The organism is Bradyrhizobium sp. CCGB01 (genome assembly GCF_024199795.1).
GTDB lineage: Bacteria > Pseudomonadota > Alphaproteobacteria > Rhizobiales > Xanthobacteraceae > Bradyrhizobium.
Genome location: NZ_JANADK010000001.1, coordinates 1,372,405 through 1,394,231, shown reverse-complemented (window position 1 = coordinate 1,394,231; position 21,827 = coordinate 1,372,405). Strand labels below are relative to the sequence as shown.

The 21,827-nt window shown below is 65.6% G+C and carries 21 protein-coding genes; 7 read left to right on the top strand and 14 right to left on the bottom strand.

Annotated elements, in window-relative coordinates; translation table 11 throughout:
* Window positions 1–8: 8 nt before the first annotated feature.
* The 6 genes from NLM25_RS06290 to NLM25_RS06265 are packed head-to-tail and all read right to left on the bottom strand — an operon-like array spanning window position 9 to window position 5,153.
* On the bottom strand, window positions 9–893 hold the full coding sequence (locus tag NLM25_RS06290) for a polysaccharide deacetylase (RefSeq protein ID WP_254136428.1): 885 nt from the start codon (window positions 891–893) through the stop codon (window positions 9–11).
* Window positions 880–1,710: an ABC transporter substrate-binding protein gene (locus NLM25_RS06285; RefSeq protein WP_254136427.1), complete on the bottom strand. Its 831-nt coding sequence runs from the start codon at window positions 1,708–1,710 to the stop codon at window positions 880–882. Before NLM25_RS06285 ends, NLM25_RS06290 begins: the two co-directional genes overlap by 14 nt.
* Before the next feature lie 14 nt (window positions 1,711–1,724).
* Window positions 1,725–2,489: an amino acid ABC transporter ATP-binding protein gene (locus tag NLM25_RS06280; RefSeq protein WP_254116098.1), complete on the bottom strand. Its 765-nt coding sequence runs from the start codon at window positions 2,487–2,489 to the stop codon at window positions 1,725–1,727.
* Window positions 2,486–3,343 (bottom strand): amino acid ABC transporter permease, encoded by an 858-nt coding sequence (locus tag NLM25_RS06275; RefSeq protein ID WP_254116097.1) that lies wholly within the window; start codon window positions 3,341–3,343, stop codon window positions 2,486–2,488. Before NLM25_RS06275 ends, NLM25_RS06280 begins: the two co-directional genes overlap by 4 nt.
* On the bottom strand, window positions 3,340–4,164 hold the full coding sequence (locus tag NLM25_RS06270) for an ABC transporter substrate-binding protein (RefSeq protein WP_254136426.1): 825 nt from the start codon (window positions 4,162–4,164) through the stop codon (window positions 3,340–3,342). Before NLM25_RS06270 ends, NLM25_RS06275 begins: the two co-directional genes overlap by 4 nt.
* A 32-nt stretch (window positions 4,165–4,196) precedes the next feature.
* The gene (locus tag NLM25_RS06265) at window positions 4,197–5,153 is read right to left on the bottom strand and encodes an N-carbamoyl-D-amino-acid hydrolase (RefSeq protein WP_256570667.1); all 957 of its coding nucleotides are present in this window, start codon (window positions 5,151–5,153) and stop codon (window positions 4,197–4,199) included.
* 151 nt (window positions 5,154–5,304) lie between these two features.
* Here NLM25_RS06265 and NLM25_RS06260 point away from each other — a divergent pair, with 151 nt between their 5' ends.
* Both NLM25_RS06260 and NLM25_RS06255 read left to right on the top strand, forming a co-directional pair.
* Window positions 5,305–6,231, top strand: coding sequence for a LysR family transcriptional regulator (locus NLM25_RS06260; RefSeq protein WP_254136425.1), 927 nt, complete (start codon window positions 5,305–5,307; stop codon window positions 6,229–6,231).
* A gap of 30 nt (window positions 6,232–6,261) precedes the next feature.
* Window positions 6,262–6,981 (top strand): type 1 glutamine amidotransferase, encoded by a 720-nt coding sequence (locus tag NLM25_RS06255; RefSeq protein WP_254136424.1) that lies wholly within the window; start codon window positions 6,262–6,264, stop codon window positions 6,979–6,981.
* A 107-nt stretch (window positions 6,982–7,088) separates the two neighbouring features.
* On the opposite strand, the gene NLM25_RS06250 is transcribed toward NLM25_RS06255, so the two are convergent.
* From NLM25_RS06250 to NLM25_RS06215, 8 genes are all read right to left on the bottom strand, one after another.
* On the bottom strand, window positions 7,089–7,556 hold the full coding sequence (locus NLM25_RS06250) for a nuclear transport factor 2 family protein (RefSeq protein WP_254116093.1): 468 nt from the start codon (window positions 7,554–7,556) through the stop codon (window positions 7,089–7,091).
* Window positions 7,557–7,649: 93 nt separating this feature from the next.
* Window positions 7,650–8,054, bottom strand: coding sequence for a tol-pal system-associated acyl-CoA thioesterase (gene ybgC, locus NLM25_RS06245; protein ID WP_254141120.1), 405 nt, complete (start codon window positions 8,052–8,054; stop codon window positions 7,650–7,652).
* Between the two features lie 114 nt (window positions 8,055–8,168).
* On the bottom strand, window positions 8,169–9,083 hold the full coding sequence (locus tag NLM25_RS06240; RefSeq protein ID WP_254136423.1) for a metallophosphoesterase: 915 nt from the start codon (window positions 9,081–9,083) through the stop codon (window positions 8,169–8,171).
* A 105-nt stretch (window positions 9,084–9,188) separates the two neighbouring features.
* Window positions 9,189–10,085 carry a DUF6869 domain-containing protein gene (locus NLM25_RS06235; RefSeq protein WP_254136422.1) on the bottom strand — a complete coding sequence of 299 codons (897 nt, stop codon included), beginning with the start codon at window positions 10,083–10,085 and terminating at the stop codon, window positions 9,189–9,191.
* Between the two features lie 114 nt (window positions 10,086–10,199).
* Window positions 10,200–11,237, bottom strand: a complete 1,038-nt coding sequence (gene ruvB / locus NLM25_RS06230) for a Holliday junction branch migration DNA helicase RuvB (RefSeq protein WP_254141119.1) — start codon at window positions 11,235–11,237, stop codon at window positions 10,200–10,202.
* A gap of 20 nt (window positions 11,238–11,257) precedes the next feature.
* Window positions 11,258–11,875 carry a Holliday junction branch migration protein RuvA gene (gene ruvA / locus NLM25_RS06225; RefSeq protein ID WP_254136421.1) on the bottom strand — a complete coding sequence of 206 codons (618 nt, stop codon included), beginning with the start codon at window positions 11,873–11,875 and terminating at the stop codon, window positions 11,258–11,260.
* A complete protein-coding gene (ruvC, locus tag NLM25_RS06220) occupies window positions 11,872–12,399 on the bottom strand; it encodes a crossover junction endodeoxyribonuclease RuvC (protein WP_254136420.1) in 528 nt (175 codons plus the stop codon). Before ruvC ends, ruvA begins: the two co-directional genes overlap by 4 nt.
* A 213-nt stretch (window positions 12,400–12,612) precedes the next feature.
* Window positions 12,613–13,359 (bottom strand): YebC/PmpR family DNA-binding transcriptional regulator, encoded by a 747-nt coding sequence (locus NLM25_RS06215; protein ID WP_254136419.1) that lies wholly within the window; start codon window positions 13,357–13,359, stop codon window positions 12,613–12,615.
* A gap of 208 nt (window positions 13,360–13,567) precedes the next feature.
* Here NLM25_RS06215 and NLM25_RS06210 point away from each other — a divergent pair, with 208 nt between their 5' ends.
* From NLM25_RS06210 to NLM25_RS06190, 5 genes are all read left to right on the top strand, one after another.
* Window positions 13,568–15,316: a methyl-accepting chemotaxis protein gene (locus NLM25_RS06210; RefSeq protein ID WP_254136418.1), complete on the top strand. Its 1,749-nt coding sequence runs from the start codon at window positions 13,568–13,570 to the stop codon at window positions 15,314–15,316.
* A 107-nt stretch (window positions 15,317–15,423) separates the two neighbouring features.
* The gene (locus NLM25_RS06205) at window positions 15,424–16,848 is read left to right on the top strand and encodes a methyl-accepting chemotaxis protein (protein WP_254136417.1); all 1,425 of its coding nucleotides are present in this window, start codon (window positions 15,424–15,426) and stop codon (window positions 16,846–16,848) included.
* Window positions 16,849–17,663: 815 nt separating this feature from the next.
* Window positions 17,664–18,128 (top strand): (2Fe-2S)-binding protein, encoded by a 465-nt coding sequence (locus NLM25_RS06200; protein ID WP_254116084.1) that lies wholly within the window; start codon window positions 17,664–17,666, stop codon window positions 18,126–18,128.
* 8 nt (window positions 18,129–18,136) lie between these two features.
* Complete coding sequence (locus tag NLM25_RS06195; RefSeq protein ID WP_254136416.1) at window positions 18,137–20,314, top strand: xanthine dehydrogenase family protein molybdopterin-binding subunit; 2,178 nt, start codon at window positions 18,137–18,139, stop codon at window positions 20,312–20,314.
* Entirely contained in the window at window positions 20,311–21,654 is a 1,344-nt protein-coding gene (locus NLM25_RS06190) for a c-type cytochrome (RefSeq protein ID WP_254136415.1), read from the top strand. Before NLM25_RS06195 ends, NLM25_RS06190 begins: the two co-directional genes overlap by 4 nt.
* The last annotated feature ends 173 nt before the right edge of the window (window positions 21,655–21,827 follow it).

Genomic DNA, 21,827 nt, shown 5'->3' with positions numbered 1-21,827 from the left:
GGCGTTGCCTAGCGGTTGCCGGCCTCGTGGCGCAGGAAGTTGTCCGCGATCTTTTCGCCGGTCGTGATCCAGACATCCGGGCAGGATTTGGCGTAGGTGAGAAACTCCCGCAGCAGGCGCAGCCGCATCGGGCGGCCGCTGCATTGCGGGTGCAGCACGGTCGTCACCATCGCACCCCAGTCGCGGACCTCATCCAGCTCGTCCTTCCAGATCGAGAGCACGTGCTCCTTGGGGAAGATCGAGCGCGGGCTGAAGCGCGCCGATAGACCATGCATCCAGTCGTCATAGCTCGCGGTAACCGGCAGCTCGATCGTGCCGGGCTTGCCGTCGGCAAGACGATGGCGATAGGGCCGCACGTCGTCGCGGAACGAGGAGGTGTAGACGATGCCGTGGCGCACCAGTGCCGTGCGCAGCTCCTCGGTGAACTCGCCATAGGGCGCGCGATAGCCGGTCGGCCTGACGCCGAGCCGGCGCTTCAGTGCCTCGAAGCCACGCTCCAGCTCTTCCTCGATCCAAGGATCGCCGGGATCGGGCAGCAAATGGTGATAGCCGTGATGGCCGATCTCGTGACCGGCCTTGAGGATGGATTCCGCCATCGCCGGATGCGCATCGACCGACCATCCCGTGACGAAGAACGTCGCCTTGAGATCGAGCTGGTCGAGCAGCTCCAGCAGTTTTGGCGTGCCGACGCGCGCCTCGTAGCCGCCATAGCTCATGGTGATGAGCCGCTGGGCGTGGACCGCGTCCTTGCTGGTCCACGCACTTTCCGCGTCGACGTCGAAGGAAAGGAACATCGCCGAACTGTACGGCTGCGGCCAGGGATATTCCGGCGCGGGATCCGCGGTGTTGGCTGGGATGAGCGGGATGCTGAGGAGTGCCTTACTGTCCAGCATTGATGGTCGCCTTTTCGAGTGCGTTGTCGGTCAGTTTCCACTTGGCAAGCAGGGTGCGATAGGTGCCGTCGGCGATCAGCGCGTCGACCGCCTCCAGCATGGCCTGCTGAAGCGCCTTTTCCTTGACCGGCAGCGCGATGCCGGTGAATTGTTGTGCGATGGGCGAGCCGACCGGCGTATAGGCCCCGGGCTCGAGGTCCATGATGTAGGGCAGCGTCTCGTTGCCCTGCACAGCGGCATCGATGCGGCCCTGCTTGAGCTGGGTTCGGGCATCGGCCGAGCCGTCGGTGCCGACGAAGACGACAGGATTGCTGCCGCAACTCTTCTCGCTCCAGGCATTGATCATGGCCGGGAACATGGTGCGGCGGCTGGCGCCGACCTTCTTGCCGCAAAACGCGGCTGTGTCCTTGAACTCCGCCGCGCGCGACTGCTGCACGAAGAAATTCGGGCCGCTGCGCAAATAGTCGACGAAGGTCGCGGTCTCGTGGCGGCTGGCATAGTCGGTGAAGCCGGACAGGATCGCATCGACACGGCCGGTCGAGATCGACGGCATGAACTGGTCGAAGCTGGTCTCCTGCCATTCGATCTTGACGCCGAGCTTGCGGCCAATGGCTTCGCCGAGATCGATGTCGAAGCCCGTGAGCGTGCTGGTGGCGGGATCGCGGAACTCCATCGGCGGATAGTTCGGCACCAGCGCCACCTTGATGCTGCCGCGCTTGACGATCTCCGGCGGCAGCTCGATGGCCCAAGCCCGAACACTTAGAGCCGAAACGGTCATGGCACCAACCAGCGCCGCCGCAACCGAAAATCTCTTCATCAACACGCCCCCTGTCAGATCACTGCCGAAAGAAATGCCTTGGTGCGCTCCTCGCGCGGAGCGCCCAACACCTCGGAGGCGCGCCCCTGCTCGACGATCGCGCCCTGGTCCATGTAGACGACGCGGTCGGCGACCTCTCGGGCGAAGCCGAGCTCGTGCGTCACCACCATCATGGTCATGCCGCTCTTCGCCAGTTCCTTCATGACCGCAAGCACCTCGCCGACGAGCTCGGGATCGAGCGCGCTGGTCGGCTCGTCGAACAGCATCAGCATCGGCTTCATCGCGAGCGCGCGGGCGATGGCCACGCGCTGCTGCTGGCCGCCGGAGAGTTGGGCGGGATACCAGTCAGCCTTCGCCGAGAGCCCAACGCGCCGAAGCAATTCGAGCGCCTCAGCGCGCACCTCGTCGGACTTGCGGCCCTGAACCTGGAGCGGCCCCTCGGTGATGTTCTCGAGCGCGGTCTTATGCGGAAACAGGTTGAAGCGCTGGAACACCATGCCGGTCTTCAGCCGCTGCCGCCCGATCTCACGCTCGCTGAGACGATGGAGCCGCCCGCTTTGCTCGCGCACCCCCAGCAGCTCGCCGTCGAGCCAGATGCCGCCGGCATCGATCGCAGCGAGCTGGTTGATGCAACGAAGCAGCGTGGTCTTGCCGGAGCCGGAGGCGCCGATCAGGCACATCACCTCGCCGGGCCAGACGTCGAGCGAGACGTTCTTGAGAGCCTGGAACTCTCCGAAATTCTTGCTGACGGTGCGGATCGCGACGAGAGGTTTTGTCATCGCGCAAGCCGCAATGTGCCGCGGGCAAAACGGCGTTCGAGCAGCATCTGGAGCGGTGTCAGGATCGAGACCACGAGCAGGTACCAGAGCCCGGCGACGATCAGCAGCTCGATCACGCGAGAATTGGCGTAGTAGATGTTCTCGGCGTTGTGCAGCAGTTCCGGATACTGGATGACGCTCGCGAGCGAGGTCGCCTTCACCATGCCGATGAACTCGTTGCCGAGCGGCGGGATCACAACACGCATCGCTTGCGGCAGGATGATCCGGCGCAGCGCGCGTAGCCGTCCCATGCCGATCGCCTGCGCCGCCTCGTACTGCCCGATATCGACCGACAGCATGCCGGCGCGCATCACTTCGGAGGTGTAGGCGCCCTGGTTGATGCCGAGTCCGAGCAGCGCGGCGAGGAACGGCGTCATGACATCGACGGCGCGGGCGCTCCACAAGCCGGGAATGCCGATGGTGGGAAACACCAGCGCGAGATTGAACCACAGCAGCAGTTGCAAAATCAGCGGCGTGCCGCGGAACAGCCAGGTGTAGCCGGCGGCGACCGTCTTCAGCACCGGATTGGGCGACAGCCGCATGACCGCGACGACGATGCCGAGGAAGATGCCGAGCCCCATCGCCAGCACCGCCATCACCATGGTGTTGACGATGCCTTCGAGAATGACCTTTGCGGTCAGGAAGCGGCTGACATAGGACCATTCGATCTGGCCGCCGGCGAAGGCGCGCACGATCGCCGCCAGCACGAGGACGATGAGGGCCGCGCTGAGCCAGCGAAACCAGTGCGGCTCGCGCGCGATCCGCATTCCCGACAGGTCGGGAAAACCTTCCGCGAGTGCCGGCGCCGGCCTCATTGCGGCGCCGCGTTCAGCATGGGCTGGGCCACCGCGTTGGCGCCGAGGCCCCATTTGTCGAGGACGGACTTGTAGGAGCCGTCGGCGATCATGGCCGAGAGCTTTTCGGTCACCACCTCGCGCAAGGCGACATCGTCCTTGCGGAACATGATGCCCTGATAGCCCCTGGCGAAGGGCTCGCCGACGACGCGATATTTGCCGGGCTCCTGCGTCTGCGCATAAGGCAGTGTCTCGCTGCCCTGCACGGCGGCGTCGATGCGGCCCTGCTTGAGCTGGTTGCGGACGTCGATCGAGTTCTCGCCGGGCACGTACTGGATCGCAGGCTTGCCGGCCGGCTCGCAGTTCTGCTTGCTCCACTTCTCGATCTCGACCGGGAAGCTGGTGCTGCGGGTGGTGCCGACCTTCTTGCCGCAGAGATCCGTCGCGTCCTTGGCCGCGCTGTCCGCCATCACGAAGAACTGCGGGCCCGTCGCGAGGTAGTCGACGAAATCGGCGGTCTCGCGCCGCGAGGCCCGGTCGGAGATGCCGGAGATGATGAAGTCCGCCCGCCTGGTCTGGAGCGAGGGGATCAGCTCGGCGAACGGCGTCTCGCTCCAGACGATCTTCACGCCCAAGCGCTTGGCGAGCTCGTTCGCCAGATCAATGTCGAGCCCGACGAGCTCGTTGCTGGCGGGGTCGCGATATTCCATCGGCGCGTAGGTGGAGTTGACCGTGAGCTTGAGCGTTCCCGCCTGCTTGATCTCGGCCGGAAGCTCGGCCGCCTGCGCGGACGTCACGGCAGCCAATGCTGCGAGGGCGAGGAAATGCGAGAGGCCTGTCATGTCAGCTCCTTTGCTAACGCTGTGCCATTTGGTCAGTCCGCGTCGAGAACGGCCGGCTCGATGACGCCGGCGCGTTCGGTGATCACCCTGTATTGCTCCGGCCGCCGGTGGGCGGCGAAATTGAACATCTTGTCCTTGCCCTGGCGGCAGAGATCGAGATCGATGTCTGCGACGATCACCTCGTCAGCGAGCGTTTGGGCCTGCGCGACGATGCGGCCATTGGGATCGACGATGCAGGAGCCGCCGATCAGACCGGAGCCGTCCTCCTCGCCCGCCTTCGCAACCGAGATCGCCCAAGTCGCGTTCATGTAGGCATTGGCCTGCGTCACCAGCGTGGAGTGGAACGTGCGCAAGGAGGCATCTTCGGTGACGCCGCCGTTGGGATCGTAGGCCGCCGAATTGTAGCCGATGCAGACGAGCTCGACGCCCTGCAGGCCGAGCACGCGCCAGGATTCCGGCCAGCGGCGATCGTTGCAGATCATCATGCCCATGATCGCATGGGCCCAGGCCGAGCCGGCGCGGAAGGCAGGGAAGCCGAGATCGCCATATTCGAAATAGCGTTTCTCGAGCTGCTGGTAGCGTGCGCCCTCGCGCGGCTCGACCGAGCCCGGCAGATGCACCTTGCGATAGCGGCCGAGAATCTCGCCGTCGCGGTCGACCAGGATGGCGCAATTGTAGCGCCGTCCGTCAGCTGTCTGCTCGGCATAACCGACATAGAAGCCGACGCGCAGCGCACGCGCGCGGTCGAACAGCTTTGCCACGGCCGGGTTCGGCATGCCGCGCTCGAAATAATGGTCGAGCGCTTCGCCTTCGAGCAGCCAGCGCGGGAAGAAGGTGGTGAAAGCGAGCTCGGGGAACACCACGAGGCTGGCGCCGCGGCCGGCGGCCTCCTCCAGCATGTCGAGCATCCGCTTCAGCGTATGCTCGCGCGTATCGGCTTTTTGCGTCGGCCCCATCTGTGCGGCGGCGGCGCGAAGGACACGAACCAAGATTGCCTCCAATCTGTGCGCAGTGCTGCCTCAATGGGCGAATGAACCCTTTGATGCGACGTGCAAATCCGTCGCCATTACGCGGAAGCCGGGCTGTAAAATCAATTCGTTCTGCTATGATGTTTTGGCCCGGAGTATAATCGGCAGTGATATGAACCTGCGTCAGCTCGAGATCCTGCGTGCCGTCATCCGCCACCGCACCACGGTGGCGGCGGCGGACGAATTGGCACTGTCGCAGCCCGCGGTCAGCAACGCGCTGAAGACCATGGAGGCGCAGGCGGGTTTCGCGCTGTTCGAGCGCGTCAACAACCGGCTGTTCCCGACCGCGGAGGCGATGGCGCTCTACAAGGAGAGCGAGGCGATCTTCGCGCTGCACGCCAAGCTGGAGAACCGCGTGCGCGACCTGCGCGAGAACCGCTCCGGGCATCTCGCGATCGTGGCAACGCCGCCGCTCGCCTACAGCATCATTCCTTCCGCGCTATCTGCCTTCCTGCGTCGCCGCCCGGAGACGCGCGTGTTCTTCGACGTGAGGCGCTACGAGGGCATCATCGAGGGCGTGCTCAGCCGCGTCGCCGAGCTCGGCTTCGCGCTCGGGCTGACGCACCATCCCGGCATCGCGCATGAGGTGGTGCATACCGGCGAGATGGTGTGCGTGCTGCCGCCGCAGCACCCGCTCGCGGACAGGCCGGTGATCTCGGCTGCGGATCTGTCGGGCCTGCCCTTCATCGGCCTCGAACGCGGCACGCGCCTCGGCGAGGCCGTGCGCGACAGCTTTGCCCGCGCCGGCGCGCCGTTCCGGCCTACCGTCGAGGTGCGCTACTGCAACACGGCCTGCGTGCTCGCGGCTGCCGGCGTCGGCGCCGCCGTCGTCGATCCCTTCTCGCCGCGGCAGAACGGCGGCAGCGGCCTCGTCGTCCGGCCGTTCACGCCGACGACGCATGCGGTCGCCTATATGCTATGGTCGGAAGCCGAGCCGCTGTCGCGCCTCGCCAAGGCGTTTCTCAACGAGGTCCGCAAGGAGAGCACCCTGCTGGGGGGTACAGCGCCACACCAGCAACATGGGGCAGAAAGCGACTAGGCTACGCAACCATTTTACCTTGGGGAGCACATGGCACGCATCACCATCATCGAGACCGGCCAGGTCCCGCAAAAATATCGCGAACGGCATGGCTCGTTTCCGGACATGTTCGAGCGCATGGTCCGCGCCGAGGATCCCACCGCTACGGTGGACGTCGTCAGCATTCCGGATGGTGACGCACTGCCCGATCCAGGCAAGCTCGAAGCCGTGCTGATCACCGGTGCTGCCGCCGGCGTCTATGACGGGCTCGACTGGATCGCACCGCTGGAGGATTTCGTGCGCACGGCTTACGCCAACAAGACGCCGATGGTCGGAATCTGCTTCGGCCATCAGTTGATCGCGCAGGCGCTCGGCGGCACCGTGCGCCAGTCGGAGAAGGGCTGGGGCATCGGCCGGCACGTCTATCAGGTGCTGCCGGAGAACGGCGTGGTGGAGGGCGAAGCGGTCGCCATTGCTGCCTCGCATCAGGACCAGGTCATCGAGCCGCCAATCGATGCGCTGACGATCCTCTCGTCCGAGTTCACCCCGCACGCCGGCCTGCTCTACGCCAACGGCGCGACGCTGACCGTGCAGCCGCATCCAGAGTTCGACGTGGAGTTCGCGCAAGTGTGCTGCGAGCTGCGCGACGGCAAAGCGCCGGATGATGTCGTTGCGATGGCGAGGGCGTCGCTGGCCGAGCTGATGGACAACGCGAAGCTCGGTGGAGCGATTACGAGGTTTCTGACGAGCAAGTCCATCCCCTCATCCTGAGGAGCGCGCTCTCGCGCGCGTCTCGAAGGATAGAGGCCGAGCTGCAGCAGCCCGGCCTGCATGGTTCGAGACGCCGCTTCGCGGCTCCTCACCATGAGGGTTGAGAGTTAGAACGGCTCCGTTCCCAGCCCCGGCACATCCGCCGGCCGCGGGCCCGGCGCAGCCCAGTGAAACCGGCGGTCCTTCTCCGCAATCGCGATGTCGTTGATCGACGCCTCGCGGCGCCGCATCAGGCCGTGTTCGTCGAACTCCCACTGCTCGTTGCCGTAGGAGCGATACCACTGGCCGCCCGCATCGTGCCATTCGTACTGGAAGCGCACCGCGATGCGGTTCTCGTCGAAGGCCCAGAGATCCTTGATCAGGCGGTAGTCGTGCTCCTTCTCCCATTTGCGGGTGAGGAACGCGACGATGGCCTCGCGGCCCTGAAACACCTCGGAGCGATTGCGCCAGCGGCTGTCCTCGGTATAGGCGAGCGACACGCGCACCGGATCGCGCGAGTTCCAGGCGTCCTCGGCCATGCGCGCTTTCTGCGCGGCGGTCTCTCGGGTGAAAGGCGGAAGCGGCGGGCGCGACATGATGGCCTCATCGGTTGATTAGGGCCGCAATCTATCGCTGCATGCGATGGAGTCGAGTGGCCATCGCAAATCGGGTGATCACTTATCGGGCGATCACGAAATCAAATCGGCCTTCATCAATGTGCGGATGGATTTCGGGATCGGCTGGGCGCGGCCGCCGCTGATGAAGGCGACACGCACCTCGGCTTTCACCAGCACATCCGCGCCGCGGCGCACTTCCTGGGCCAGCATGATGGAGGCGCCCTTCACCGCGACCGGCCAGGTCACGACGTCGAGCACGTCGTCCATCCGCGCGGGTTTCAAAAAATCCAGATGCATCGAGCGCACCACGAAGGCGAAGCTGGCGTCTTCCGCCTCGGCCTGTTCGAACAGCGCCTGCTGCTCGGCGCCCATCAGCCGCAGATGGTTGGTCCGTCCGCGCTCCATGAAGCGCAGATAATTGGCGTGATAGACGATGCCGGAAAAGTCCGTGTCCTCGTAATAGACACGGACCTGCATGTGGTGGCGGCCGTCGCGGATCTCGCCGTCGAGATGAGCTGTCACGTCGCGAGCCTCTTCGCTTGTCGGTAACCAGCCCGTTTTGCGCAAAAACGGCCGGTCGTGCAAGCGTGGCTACACCACCAATGGTCCCCGCCCCAGCGTCACCTCGACGATCTCCGGCGGCACGCCGAAGCGGACGGGCATGATGCTGCAACCGAGGCCGCCCGAAACGATGAGGTCGCATTTCAGCCGGAAATGACCGTAGGCGAGCCGGATGCCGTGCTTCGGCGAAACCGCCGGCGACCAGCCAAGCAAGCGGATCTGGCCGCCATGGGTGTGGCCGGACAGTTGCAGCGCGACGCGCGCGGGCACGCGCAGCGCGACATCGGGCTCGTGCGCGAGCAGGATCACCGGCGCGTCGTCGGTGACCTTTGCCAGCGTGCCCGCAAGATCGTCGGCGCCGAACCGTTGCACGCGGCCAAAGCGTTTCGCCGGAAAATAGGCGAGCTGATCGCCGAGGCCGGCAAGCCAGAAGGAACGGCCGTCCTTGGTTAACCGCACGGCGTCGTTCTCGTAGACAGGGATGCCGGCCGCCTCCAGTGCGCGATGGGCAACGGTCGGCCCGTGGCCGGCCTGCTGCACGGTCCTGTCGTCCCAATAATCGTGATTGCCCATGACCGCATGGACGCCCAGCGGCGCCTTGAGGCCGGCCAGCACCCTCGCCCATTCGCTCGACGGAATGATGCGCGAGACCCGGTGAAGACCCGCGACATAGTCGCCGAGCAGCACGGTGATGTCAGCTTTCAGCGCATTGGTGCGGTCGACGATGGACTCGATCCGCTCCAGCGACATCCAGGGATCGCAGGCATGGATGTCAGTAACGACGGCGATCTTCAGCGGAAAATCCGCCGGCCATTGCCGCGGGGTCGGATGATAGCGGGTGACGCGGAGCCGCAGCGGCTCGACGCCGACGCCATAGGCCGCGCTCGAGATGCCGAGCGCGGACAGGGCGCCGATGGAGCGGATGAGATGACGACGCGTGATCATGGAAGCTCGATCGTGATGCGGCCCGTTGATGCGGTTCGATTGAAGCAGAATTGGGGTCCGCTCGTGCAGACGGTCTGCATTCGCGTGCAGAATTCTGCATAAAGGTTACCACCGGCTCTCGCCGACCAGTGCGTTCAGTCGCGCCTTCAATTCGTCGGGCGCGCGATGGTACCAGACGCCGCCAAGCAGGTCGCGAAAGCGGGCGTCGGCGCGCGCCTCGCGCTCGATGCGGTCGATCGTCCCGACGCTGATCACGTCTTCGAGGGGACCTGCGGCCAGCAGCGACAGCAGCACCGGATTGGACTCGATCTTCAGGATCTGAAGGATCAGGTCGATCATCCTGTCGGGATCGTCCTCGCGCAGGTCGCGCTCGAAATCCATGATCGCGAACAGGTTGTCGTCCTGGTCGCGTTCGGACCTGGAATATTGCTCGACCCAGGCGCGGGCGAGCTCGGCAACCGACATGCTGGCGCAATCGATCGGCTCGCGAGGCGTTCGCTGCGCCAGATGGTCGGCATGCCACGCCTCGCTGTCGGCCAGTCCCGCTATGCGCGACATCAGGGGATCGTCTGGCCCGACATGCACACCGCCAAGCAGCCAGCGCAGCCGATCATTGTGTCCGGCCTCCTGCTCGACACGCGCCATCATCTCCGTGCCGTGCGCGTAGAACAGCGCCAGCAGGAACTTGTCGTTGAGCTGCATCACCGTCGGCTTGTCGGCCTCGGTCCTGAGCACTTCCAGCACGAGATCGAGCGCTGCCTGCGGCCTACGATGCGGCAGGTGATCGAAATAGAGTTTGATGGCCCAGATGCTGCCGACCTGGTCGCGGCGGCTGACCCGCTGAAGCGCACACCACATCGATGCCAGTTCGCCGAGCGGCATCGGATCCAGGAACGCCTCGGTCTCGTCGGGCGTACGCAGCTGCGGCTCTGCCGCGATGGTCGCGAGCAATGTCGCGTCCGTCTGCCCGATGTCCGTCTGCCCCGTGTCTTCCCGCCCCATGTCTTCCCACTCCAATGTCGTTTCGCTCCGGTCATTGTGCGCGAGCGGCGATCCGATCGCCGCGCGTTCGCATTAGTGACGGAGTGAAACGCGTGGGTTCACCGACTGCTGCTGTCAGTCGTCCTCGGACTCGTCCGAGCCGAACAGGCCGAACTGTGTCGCCGCATCGCGCGAGGGCTCGGCAATGCCGAGATGGCGGAAGGCGTGCGAGGTGAGCAGGCGGCCGCGCGGGGTGCGCTGGAGATAGCCGCACTGGATCAGATAGGGCTCGATGATGTCCTCGATCGCATCGCGCGGCTCGGACAAAGCGGCGGCCATCGTCTCGACACCGACCGGACCGCCGCCGTAGTTCATCGCGATGGTCGTGAGATAGCGGCGATCCATGGCGTCGAGGCCGGCAGCGTCGACCTCGAGCGCGCTCAGTGCGTGGTCGGCAATCTTGCGGTCGATCGAGGCGGCATCGGCGGCGGAGGCGAAATCGCGCACGCGCCTGAGCAGGCGGCCGGCAATGCGGGGCGTGCCGCGGGCGCGGCGCGCGATCTCGTTGGCGCCATCAGTGCTCATGCCGACATTGAGCACGCGCGCACCGCGGGTGACGATGCTCTCCAGCTCTTCGATGGTGTAGAAATTGAGCCGGACGGGAATGCCGAAACGGTCGCGCAAGGGATTGGTGAGCAGGCCCGCGCGCGTGGTGGCGCCGACCAGGGTGAATTTCGACAGCTCGATCTTCACCGAGCGCGCCGCCGGACCTTCGCCGATGATCAGGTCGAGCTGAAAATCCTCCATCGCGGGATAGAGCACCTCTTCCACCGCCGGACTGAGGCGATGGATCTCGTCGATGAAGAGCACGTCGCGCTCTTCGAGATTGGTGAGCAGCGCGGCGAGATCGCCGGCCTTGGCGATCACCGGGCCTGATGTGGCGCGAAAGCCGACGCCGAGCTCCTTGGCCACGATCTGCGCCAGCGTGGTCTTGCCGAGGCCGGGGGGACCGACGAACAGCACGTGATCCAGCGCCTCGCCGCGCTTGCGCGCCGCCTCGATGAAGATCGAGAGATTCTTGCGGGCCTGCTGCTGGCCGACGAAGTCCGACAACGATTGCGGTCGCAGCGCGGTGTCGCCGACATCGTCGCTGCGGCGCTCGGGCGAGACCATGCGATTGGCCTTGGGGTCGCTCACTTCGCGAGCTCCTTCAGGCCGAGGCGGATGAGCTGCGCCGTCTCGGCGCCTTCACCGGCGCTGCGCGAGGCCGATGCGATGGCCGCGGCGGCCTGCGGCTGGCCGTAGCCGAGATTGACCAGCGCGGAGATCGCATCCGCCACCGGGCGCGGCGCGCGCTGGTCGTCGACGGCGCCGGCGAGATGTACGACGGCGGGATCGACATTGGCGAAAGCCGGCGCCTTGTCCTTCAACTCGGTGACGATACGCTCGGCAACCTTGGGGCCGACGCCGGGCGTGCGCGCCACCGCGGCCTTGTCGCGCAATGCAATCGCGTTGGCGAGATCAGCCGGCGCGAGCGTGCCGAGCACGGCGAGCGCGACCTTGGCGCCGACGCCCTGCACGGTCTGGAGCAGCCGAAACCATTCGCGCTCCTGGTCGGTGCGGAAGCCGAACAGTTTTATCGCGTCCTCGCGGACATAGGTCTCGATCGACAGCACGGCCGCTTCGCCGGGCGAGGGCAGATGCTGGAGCGTGCGCGTCGAGCAATGCACCTGATAGCCGACGCCGCCGACATCGAGGATCACGAAATCCTCGCCGTAGGAATCGATCAGGCCCTTGAGCTTGCCGATCATAACCCCGCCACCTTCAGCCTGAGCGCGGTGCTCTGGCGGTGATGAGCGTGGGTGATGGCGATGGCGAGCGCGTCGGCAGCGTCGGCTGACGGCGGCTCGGCCTTGGGGAGCAATATCTTCAGCATCATCGCGATCTGGTGCTTGTCGGCGTGGCCGGCGCCGACCACCGTCTTCTTGACCTGGTTCGGCGCATATTCGGCAACACTGATGCCGAACATCGCGGGCGCCAGCATGGCGACGCCGCGAGCCTGGCCGAGCTTCAGCGTCGCAACGCCGTCCTTGTTCACAAAAGTCTGCTCGACCGCAGCTTCCACCGGCTTGTGACTGGAGAGAACGGCTGCGAGCCCTTCGTGGATGCCGAGCAGGCGGCTCGCCAGCGGCAGATCGTCCGGCGGTTCCACCGACCCGCAGGCGACGTAGATCAAACGATTGCCCTCAGCCTCGATCACGCCCCAGCCGGTGCGGCGCAGGCCGGGGTCGATGCCGATGATGCGAACGGGGCCACGAATCGGGAGCGCAGTCATGGGCCAGTGATAGCGGCTGGCTGCCAGGAGCGAAACAGAAACAGAACGGAAGTAACAGGGGAAGTGGGGGGCCCCGTGCCCCGGGCGCGGCGCAGCGCGAAGCGGTGCGTTGCAGAACCGGGGCCCACATCGCCGATGGCACACGACGCACCATGGGTCCCGGCTCTGCGCAGCAGCGTTTCACGCTGCAGCGCGTCCGGGACACGCGCTGCCCTACCCGCCCATCTTCGCGACCAGCGCGTCCGACACCTCGAAATTGGCGTAGACCTGCTGGACGTCGTCGTGCTCGTTGAGCAGATCCATCAGCTTCAAAAGCTTCTCGCCGGTCTCATCGTCGACCGCGACCGTGTTCTGCGGCTTCCAGATCAGAGCGGCCTTGCGCGGCTCGCCGAACTTGGCCTCCAGCGCCTTGGCGACGTCGCGATAACCTTCGGTCGAGGCGTAGATCTCGTGGCCGCCTTCGCTCGAAATCACGTCGTCGGCGCCGGCCTCGATCGCAGCATCGAGCACGGCGTCGTCGGAGGCGACGCTGCGGTCGTATTCGATGATGCCGGTGCGGTCGAACATGAAGGACACCGAGCCGGTTTCGCCGAGATTGCCGCCCGACTTGGTGAAGAAGGAGCGGATGTCGGAGGCGGCGCGGTTGCGGTTGTCGGTCAGCGCCTCGACGATGACGGCGACGCCGCCAGGGCCGTAACCCTCGTAGCGGATCTCGTCATAGTTCTCGCCCTCATTGCCGAGCGCCTTCTTGACCGCGCGCTCGATATTGTCCTTCGGCATGTTCTCCTGGCGCGCCGCGATGATGGCCGCGCGCAGGCGCGGGTTCATGTTGGGATCGGGCGTCCCCAGCTTGGCCGCGACGGTGATTTCCCGCGCCAGCTTGCCGAACAACTTCGACTTCTGCGCATCCTGCCGCCCCTTGCGGTGCATGATGTTCTTGAATTGGGAATGTCCGGCCATGCGTGGTCTCTCGGGGTCTCTTGGAATCGTCCGCCAATGAGGATGGGAAGCGCGGCGTTATAGGCCGCCCACCCACCGGAATGAAAGGGGCTCTACGACTTTAAGGTAATACCGTAGTCCAGGTGCCCGGAAGTCAGGCACTGTTAACCCTGATTTCATTCCGGCTTGCGAAAATAGCGTCCGCCCGTCCCCCGACAAGAGTGACCTGATGGCGTTCGCATTATTTCGGAAGCGTCTGCCGGACTTGCCTGCGCCCGTGGCAACCCCACTGGCCGCGCAGTCGCCGGCCGATCCCGGGCCTGCCCCGGCCGCCGAGGGCGATTCCGCCAGGGAAATCCTGGAACTGCTGGAACTCGAGCTCGGCGCCATGATCCGCCAGCTCGAGCGGGCCGCCAATTCGGTGGCCGGCGGCGCGGAGGCGACCGCGGCAACGCTCGCGGATATTCGTGAGCGCACCGACGCCCTCACGGGCCGCACCAATGCAGCGCAATCGACCGCCTCCACCTTTGCCCATGCCGCCGACAAGTTCACCCAGTCCGCACAAGGCATCGGCGCGCAGGTGCGCGAGGCCGGCAAGCTTGCCGACGAAGCCAGCGCCGCGGCGCAGGAAGCCCGCGCCAATGTCGACCGCCTGCGCGAGTCCTCCGCCGCCATCGGCAATGTGGTCAATCTGATCGCCCAGATCGCGCGGCAGACGACGCTGCTCGCACTCAACTCGACCATCGAGGCCGCACGTGCGGGTGCGGCCGGCAAGGGCTTTGCTGTCGTCGCCACCGAAGTGAAGGCGCTCGCGGTGCAGACGCAAGGCGCCACCGAAGAGATCACACGGAAGATCGACGCGCTCCAGCGCGACGCCGCCGGCTCGGCCGATGCCGTCCACCGCATCTCGCAGGCGATCGAGGCGATCCGCCCGGTGTTCGACACCGTCAACGGCGCGGTCGCCGAGCAGAACGCGACCACGAACGAGGTGTCCGGCAACGCGACAAGCGCGTCGGAATTCATCATCTCGGTCAGCGAGAGCGCGGCCGAGATCGATGCCGCGACGAAGGCCGCCGAGACCCACGGCGAGAACGTCGCCAGCGCCGGCAAGGCGGTCACGACCTTCGCGCAGAAGCTGAAATCGCGCTGCGCGGTGCTGCTCCGCCAGAGCGAGCACGACGACCGCCGCAAGACCGAGCGACTGCCCTGCCATCTCAAGCTCGAAACCGCGCGTGGCGTGCTGCCGGTCTATGAAATCTCGATGGACGGCGTGCTGATCGGCGGCGCGGATGCGGCGAAGCTGGCCACGCAGGCTGTCATCGACGGCACGCTCGAAGACGTCGGCGCCTGCCGCCTGCGCGTGATCGAGCAAACCAAGGCCGGCGCCCGCGCACAATTCGTCAGCCCCAATGCCGCTCTGGCCGAGAAGATCGAAGACAGGCTCTGGTCGATCCACGAGGAGAACACCGAGTTCGTCACCCGCGCCATGGAAGCGGGCACCGCGCTGACCCGGATCTTCGAGCAGGCGGTTACGCGCGGCGAGGTCAGGATCGACGACCTCTTCGACACCGACTATGCGGAGATCGCCGGCACCAATCCGCAACAATACCGCACGAAATATCTGGACTGGGCCGACCGCGCGCTGCCGCCGTTCCAGGAGGCCTTTCTCGCCAAGGAACCGCGCATGGCATTCTGCGCCATGGTCGACCGCAATGGCTTCCTGCCGGTGCACAACAAGATCTATTCGCATCCGCAGCGGCCGGGCGATTCCGCATGGAACACCGCCAACTGCCGCAACCGGCGCATCTTCAACGATCCGGCGGGGTTGGCGGCCGCGCGCAACCTGCGCTCGTACCTGGTCCAGAGCTATGCGCGGGACATGGGCAACGGCAACACCGTGATGATGCGCGAGATCGACGTTCCGATCCGCGTGCAGGGGCGGCACTGGGGTGGATTTCGCACGGCCTACAAGCTGTAGTGCACGCTCAGGCAAGACGCCGACGCGCGAATCACCTTCTTGAATAAAACTGGAATGGGAATGCCGCGGTGAGCCGATCAACGGCTCCGCTTGGAGGAAGCCCGTACATGTCCCTTGCCCAGCTCGCAGTCATGGACACCGGATCCAACCGGACGCTTGCCGAACGGCTGATCGACCAGCTCGCCGACCGCATCGGCGGTCTCGGGGTCGAGCTTGCCGACATCGCCGGCAACGTCCAGGAAGTCGCAAACCGCGTCGTCAACCAGTCCGAACGGTTCCATCACCTCCAGAAGACGGCCGAGACGATGGTCTCGGCCAATCACGACATCGCCAATGCGTCACAGGCGGTGCAATCGACCGCTTCAGCGGCGGTCGGCGAGATCGCACAGTCGCGCGGCGCGGTCGATGCCGCGGTCAGCCACATCTCCGAGCTCGTCGCAGCCGTGGAGCGGATCGAGGGGCGCCTGAGCGCCGTCGGCTCGGCGCTGGCCCAGGTGGCAAAAGTGTCCGGCTCGATCGAGGCGATCGCGAAGCAGACCAATTTGCTCGCGCTCAACGCCACCATCGAAGCCGCGCGCGCGGGCAATGCCGGCCGCGGCTTCGCGGTGGTCGCAAGCGAGGTCAAGAACCTCGCGGAGGCCACCCGCCAGGCCACGCATCAGATTTCCGACACCGTGCGCGATCTCGACGGCCAGATCGAAGGCCTGATCGGCGAGAGCAGCGACGCCTCGCAGCGTGCCAAGACGGCCGGCGAAGGCGCCCAGCAGATCTCCGGCATCATCTCGCGGGTGCAGCAGGGCTTCGCCTCCGTGGAAGCCGAGATCGACAGCGTCACGCGCGCCGCGACCTCCAATCTCGGCCATTGCGACACGGTCATCAGCGAGCTCAACGAGCTCGCCAAGGGCGTCGACCTGTCCTCGCACGATCTCAGGAATGCCGATCAGCGCGTGACAAAACTGCTCGACACCTCCGAAGCGCTGATCGCAATGATCGCCGACAGCGGCGTGGAGACATCGGATGCGCCGCTGATCCGCGCCGTCGTCGAGACCGCAAAGCGGATCTCGGACGAGTTCGAGGCCGCCATCGACCGCGGCGAGATCACGCTCGACCAGCTCATGGACGAGAACTACCGGGAAATCCTCGGCACCGATCCCAAGCAGTACAAGACCAACTACGTCGAATTCACCGACCGCGTGCTGCCCGCCATCCAGGACCCGGTCCAGAAGTCCGATTCCCGCATCGTGTTCTGCGTCGCCTGGGCCAAGGGCGGCTATCTGCCGACCCACAACCCGAACTACCGCCTGCCGCAGGGCAAGGACCCCGTCTGGAATAACGCCAATTGCCGCAACCGCCGCCTGTTCAGCGACCGCGCGGTGAAGAAGGTCGCGGCCAACACCAAGCCGTTCCTGCTCCAGACCTATCGCCGCGACATGGGCGGCGGGCAGTTCGTGCTGATGAAGGACCTGTCCTCGCCGATCGTGATCCGCGGCAGGCACTGGGGCGCCTTCCGGATGGGTTTCCGGCAGAGCTGACGACCGGCACGACCGTGCTCCTGGGTCGCTGAATCAAAAAACCTGGAAAACAACCCCATGCACAGTAGCCGGGGCGTGGAGAATCAACGGCTTACGCCGAGAGGCCACGACGCGGTTTGACCCGTCGGGCAAAACAGGCGCATAATGCTATTATTCCGAAATCTCCATACACTCCTCTTCCCTTCTCCCCTTGTGGGAGAAGGTGGCGCGAAGCGCCGGATGAGGGGTCTCTATCGGCAGACAAAGCTGTTTCGGAATGAAAAGGGATCATGCACGGAGACGGTATCTTAGGGTAGGCAAAGCGAAGCGTGCCCACGCGCCTCCGTTGCGGTCTCGAAGAGCGTGGGCACGGCGCAAGAGCGCCTTTGCCCACCCTACAATTCCGGACTTGCGGAGAGATACCCCTCACCCGAACGCGTTCGTGTCTACCGGCGTCGCTGCCCTCTCCCTCAAGGGGAGAGGGCACAGCAATGGGCCGTGCACCTCTCGTGCACCTTGCTCGCCGCCGCCTGACTTTCGCAATCGCACGAGTTTCGTCTTCGCACGATTTTGCGCGTTCGCACGGTCATGCGCGCCGATCGACGGCGCTCGCGACGAAAATGCGTCAAAACATGACGCTTATCATATCAATTAGCCCAAAACGCTTGCAGCGATCGCCGCACAAATTCGTGAACGTCATGGCGTCACGCGCCTCTCGCGCAAATATGCATTGCCGGAAATTTCGATGCTTCATCGTTTCGCATCGTTATGATTATGGTCGCGCGCAAATTCGCCGACTTGATCGCCGCAAGCGATCGTCGAGCAAGGGGATGCATATGGCAACTGTTCTCACCATCAACGGCGAAACGAAATCCTTCGACGCGCCACCCGAGATGCCGCTGCTGTGGGTGCTGCGCGACATCCTGGGAATGACGGGCACGAAATTCGGCTGCGGCATCGCGCAATGCGGCGCCTGCACCGTGCACGTCGACGGCAAGGCGGTGCGCTCCTGTGTGCTGCCGGTCAGCGCCGTCGAGAACCGCGCCATCACCACCATCGAGGCCGTCGGCAATACGCCGTCGGGCGCGAAGGTGCAGAAGGCCTGGCTCGATCTCGAAGTGATCCAGTGCGGCTACTGCCAGTCCGGCCAGATCATGGCGGCCGCCGCGCTGCTGGCCGCAACGTCGCATCCTGACGATGCCGACATCGACGCTGCGATGGCCGGCAACATCTGCCGCTGCGGCACCTATGTGCGTATCCGCGAGGCCATCAAGCAGGCCGCCAACGGCCGTCAGTCGTGAGGTCCGCCATGATCGCAGGCAAGACTCTTCCCGCCGTCTCCCGCCGCTCGCTGCTGACCGGCGGCCTCGCCACCGGCTTCCTGCTCGCCTTCCATCTGCCGCTGCGCGCCGCGGTCAACGAGCCGGTGCAGCCTGCCGATTCGACCGACGGCAAGTTCGCGCCCAACGCCTTCATCCGCATCGACGAGACCGGGCGCACGATCCTGATGATGCCGCAGGTCGAGATGGGCCAGGGCACCTACACATCGATCTCCGCCGTGCTCGCCGAGGAGTTAGATGCCGACTGGAGCAAGGTCGAGGTCCAGCACGCGCCGCCGAACGACAAGCTCTACGGCAATCCGACCTTCGGTCTGCAAGTCACCGGCAATTCCAATTCGATCCGCGCCTGGTGGTTGCCGCTGCGCAAGGCCGGCGCCACCGCGCGCGCGATGCTGGTGCAGGCGGCGGCCAGCCAATGGGGTGTCGAGCCGGCAAGCTGCACGGCCGCGAAGGGCGAGGTCGCGCATGCCGCGAGCGGCCGCAAGCTCGGCTATGGCGCGCTGGCGCTCGCAGCCCAGGGCCAGACGCCGCCGAAGGATGCCGCGGTCAAGGACCCCAAGGACTTCGTCATCATCGGCCAGCCCCTGAAGCGGCTCGACACGCCCGACAAGGTCAACGGCAAGGCCGTTTATGGAATCGACGCGATTCTGCCCGGTATGAAGTTCGCCACCGTCGCCGCCTGCCCCGTGTTCGGCGGCAAGGTCGGCAAGGTCGACGACAGCGCCGCGGTGAAGCTCCCCGGCGTGCGCAAGGTCGTCGTGCTCGACGACATGGTCGCCGTGATCGGCGATCACATGTGGGCGGCGAAGAAGGGTCTCGAAGCGCTCAAGATCGAGTGGAACGAGGGACCGAACGCCAAAATCACCACCAGGGACGTCTGGGACGATCTGCGCAAGGCCAGCGAGAAGGACGGCGCGGTCGCGAAATCCGACGGCGATATCGCCAAGGCGCTCGCCAGCGGCGACAAGTTCGAGGCGGCCTACGAGCTGCCGTTCCTGGCGCATGCGTCGATGGAGCCGATCAACGCCACCGTGCACGTCAAGCCAGACTCCTGCGAAATCTGGACCGGCACGCAGATCATGACGCGCGTGCAGTCGGAAGCGGCGAAGGCCGCGGGCCTTCCGGTCGACAAGGTGATCGTCAACAATCACCTGCTCGGCGGCGGGTTTGGCCGCAAGCTCGAGCCGGACATGGTGATCGCGGCGGTGAAGATCGCCAAGCAGGTCGACTATCCCGTCAAGGTGGTGTGGACCCGCGAGGAGGACATCCAGCACGACGTCTATCGTCCGGTCTATCGCGACCAGATCACGGCATCGCTGGTCGACGGCAAGGTTGCCGGCTGGAAGTACAAGGTGGCCGGCTCCGCCGTGCTGGCGCGGTGGTTGCCGCCGGCGTTCCAGAAAGGCATCGACATCGACGCGGTCGACGCCGCCGTCGATGCGCCCTACGACTTCGCCAACTTCCACGTCGAATATGTCCGGGCCGAACCGCTGTCGATACCGACCGGCTTCTGGCGCGGCGTCGGGCCGAACAACAACGTGTTCGCGGTCGAATGCGCGATGGACGAGCTGGCGCGCAAGGCCGGCAAGGACCCGATCGAATTCCGCCGTTCCATGCTGACCAAGAACCCGCGCATGCTCGCGGTGCTCAACCAGGTCGCCGAGAAGTCCGGCTGGGGTCAGCCGCTGCCGCCGCGCGCCGGCCGCGGCATCTGTGTGCAGCCGTCTTTCGCGAGCTTCATCGCGACCGTGGTTGAAGCCGAGATCGACGATTTCGGCGAGATCACGCTCCGCCGCATCACCTCGGTGGTGGACACCGGCATCGCGGTCAATCCGGACACGGTGAAGGCGCAGATCGAGGGCGGCCTCATCTTCGGCCTCACCGCCGCGCTCTATGGCGAGATCACCATCGACAAGGGCCGCGTGCAACAATCGAACTTCCACGACTACCGCATGATGCGCATCAACGAGACGCCGAAGGTCGAGGTCATCGTGGTCAAGAGCGGCGAAGCACCCGGCGGCATCGGTGAGGCCGGCGTCAATGCCGGACCACCGGCGCTGCGCAACGCGATTTACGCCGCAACCGGCGTGGCGCTGCGGCGCCTGCCGATCGATCGGAAACTGCTGGCTGCGGGGAAGAAGGCATGAGCGGCAAGATGCGAATCCTCACAAGCCTGGTCGTGATCGCCATCGTGGTGGCGGGGCTCGGCGTCTGGATCATCCGCGGTCCCGGCCCGCTCGACTTCGCGGGCGGCACCAAGGTGGCGCTGGCGGACTACCGCGCGGGCAAGCCGACCGGCGTGCCGGCCAGGCTGGAGAAGGCTGGCATGGTCGAGCGCGGCGAATATCTCGCCAAGGCGGCCGACTGCATGGTCTGCCACACCAAGCCCGGCGAGAAGGAGTACTCCGGCGGGCTTGGCTTCAAGCTGCCGTTTGGCACGCTCTATTCGACCAACATCACGCCGGACAAGGACACCGGCATCGGCAATTACAGCGACCAGGATTTTCTCAACGCCGTCCAGCGCGGCAAGCGTCATGACGGCGCGCGGCTTTATCCGGCGATGCCGTACACGTCCTACACCTACATGACCGACGAGGACGTGCTGGCGGTGAAGGCCTATCTGTTCAGCCTTCCCGCGGTGCGCGCGAAGGCGCCCGACAACACGCTGTCGTTCCCGTTCGACCAGCGCTGGGCGATGATTGTCTGGTCGGCCGTGTTCAATCCGGACACGCGCTTTACGCCTGACACCTCGAAGAGCCCGGAGTGGAATCGTGGCGCGTATCTCGCCGAAGCGCTGGCGCATTGCGGCGAGTGCCACACGCCGCGCAATCCCGGCTTCGCGCTTGATAACCGCAAGAAATTCGCTGGCGCGATCACGGCCGGCTGGCGCGCCTTCAACATCTCCTCCGACAAGGCCACCGGTCTCGGCAATTGGAGCGATCAGGACCTGATCTCGTATCTGTCGCTCGGCCACGCGCCGGGCCACGGTTCGGCCTCGGGTCCGATGGGTGAAGCGGTCGACCACAGCTTCAGCAAGTTCGCGCCCGAAGACATCCGCGCCATCGTCGCTTACTTGCGCAGCGTGCCGCCGATGCCCTCGCCCGATCTGCCGGCCACCACGGCGCCCGTCGCGCCCGCCTCCCACAAGGAGGGCATCACGGCGGATGCGCGCGGCAAGAAGGTGTTCGCCAGCGCCTGCGCCAGTTGCCACGGCTGGAGCGGCGAGAGCCCGGTCTCGCCGATGGCGACGCTGACCGGTACCTGGGCCGTCAACGATCCCGCCGCCACCAACGTCGCGCAGATCGTGCTGTCAGGCACCAAGCGCCACACGCCCGACGGCGCGCTGTCAATGCCCGCGTTCGGAAGCGCCTACACCGACGACGAGATCGCAGCGGTGGCGAACTACGTCACAGCACGGTTCGGCACCAAGGGCTCGAAGCTGACGGCGAAGGATGTGGCTGAGCTGCGCGAGCAGACGGCGGAGTAACTATTGCAACAAAACAGGTGCCCCTTCTCCCCTTGTGGGAGAAGGTGGCGCGAAGCGCCGGATGAGGGGTCTCTTTCCATTTGCACGATGCGAACTCGTGGAGAGAGACCCCTCACCCGGCTCGCCGCTTCGCGGCGAGCCACCCTCTCCCACAAGGGGCGAGGGTGCACGGT

Coding starts and splice junctions, on each gene's coding strand:
- NLM25_RS06290 (WP_254136428.1), bottom strand. CDS start 893: ATGCTGGACAGTAAGGCACTCCTCAGCATCCCGCTCATCCCAGCCAAC.
- NLM25_RS06285 (WP_254136427.1), bottom strand. CDS start 1,710: ATGAAGAGATTTTCGGTTGCGGCGGCGCTGGTTGGTGCCATGACCGTT.
- NLM25_RS06280 (WP_254116098.1), bottom strand. CDS start 2,489: ATGACAAAACCTCTCGTCGCGATCCGCACCGTCAGCAAGAATTTCGGA.
- NLM25_RS06275 (WP_254116097.1), bottom strand. CDS start 3,343: ATGAGGCCGGCGCCGGCACTCGCGGAAGGTTTTCCCGACCTGTCGGGA.
- NLM25_RS06270 (WP_254136426.1), bottom strand. CDS start 4,164: ATGACAGGCCTCTCGCATTTCCTCGCCCTCGCAGCATTGGCTGCCGTG.
- NLM25_RS06260 (WP_254136425.1), top strand. CDS start 5,305: ATGAACCTGCGTCAGCTCGAGATCCTGCGTGCCGTCATCCGCCACCGC.
- NLM25_RS06255 (WP_254136424.1), top strand. CDS start 6,262: ATGGCACGCATCACCATCATCGAGACCGGCCAGGTCCCGCAAAAATAT.
- NLM25_RS06250 (WP_254116093.1), bottom strand. CDS start 7,556: ATGTCGCGCCCGCCGCTTCCGCCTTTCACCCGAGAGACCGCCGCGCAG.
- ybgC (WP_254141120.1), bottom strand. CDS start 8,054: ATGCAGGTCCGTGTCTATTACGAGGACACGGACTTTTCCGGCATCGTC.
- NLM25_RS06240 (WP_254136423.1), bottom strand. CDS start 9,083: ATGATCACGCGTCGTCATCTCATCCGCTCCATCGGCGCCCTGTCCGCG.
- NLM25_RS06235 (WP_254136422.1), bottom strand. CDS start 10,085: ATGGGGCGGGAAGACACGGGGCAGACGGACATCGGGCAGACGGACGCG.
- ruvB (WP_254141119.1), bottom strand. CDS start 11,237: ATGGTCTCGCCCGAGCGCCGCAGCGACGATGTCGGCGACACCGCGCTG.
- ruvA (WP_254136421.1), bottom strand. CDS start 11,875: ATGATCGGCAAGCTCAAGGGCCTGATCGATTCCTACGGCGAGGATTTC.
- ruvC (WP_254136420.1), bottom strand. CDS start 12,399: ATGACTGCGCTCCCGATTCGTGGCCCCGTTCGCATCATCGGCATCGAC.
- NLM25_RS06215 (WP_254136419.1), bottom strand. CDS start 13,359: ATGGCCGGACATTCCCAATTCAAGAACATCATGCACCGCAAGGGGCGG.
- NLM25_RS06210 (WP_254136418.1), top strand. CDS start 13,568: ATGGCGTTCGCATTATTTCGGAAGCGTCTGCCGGACTTGCCTGCGCCC.
- NLM25_RS06205 (WP_254136417.1), top strand. CDS start 15,424: ATGTCCCTTGCCCAGCTCGCAGTCATGGACACCGGATCCAACCGGACG.
- NLM25_RS06200 (WP_254116084.1), top strand. CDS start 17,664: ATGGCAACTGTTCTCACCATCAACGGCGAAACGAAATCCTTCGACGCG.
- NLM25_RS06195 (WP_254136416.1), top strand. CDS start 18,137: ATGATCGCAGGCAAGACTCTTCCCGCCGTCTCCCGCCGCTCGCTGCTG.
- NLM25_RS06190 (WP_254136415.1), top strand. CDS start 20,311: ATGAGCGGCAAGATGCGAATCCTCACAAGCCTGGTCGTGATCGCCATC.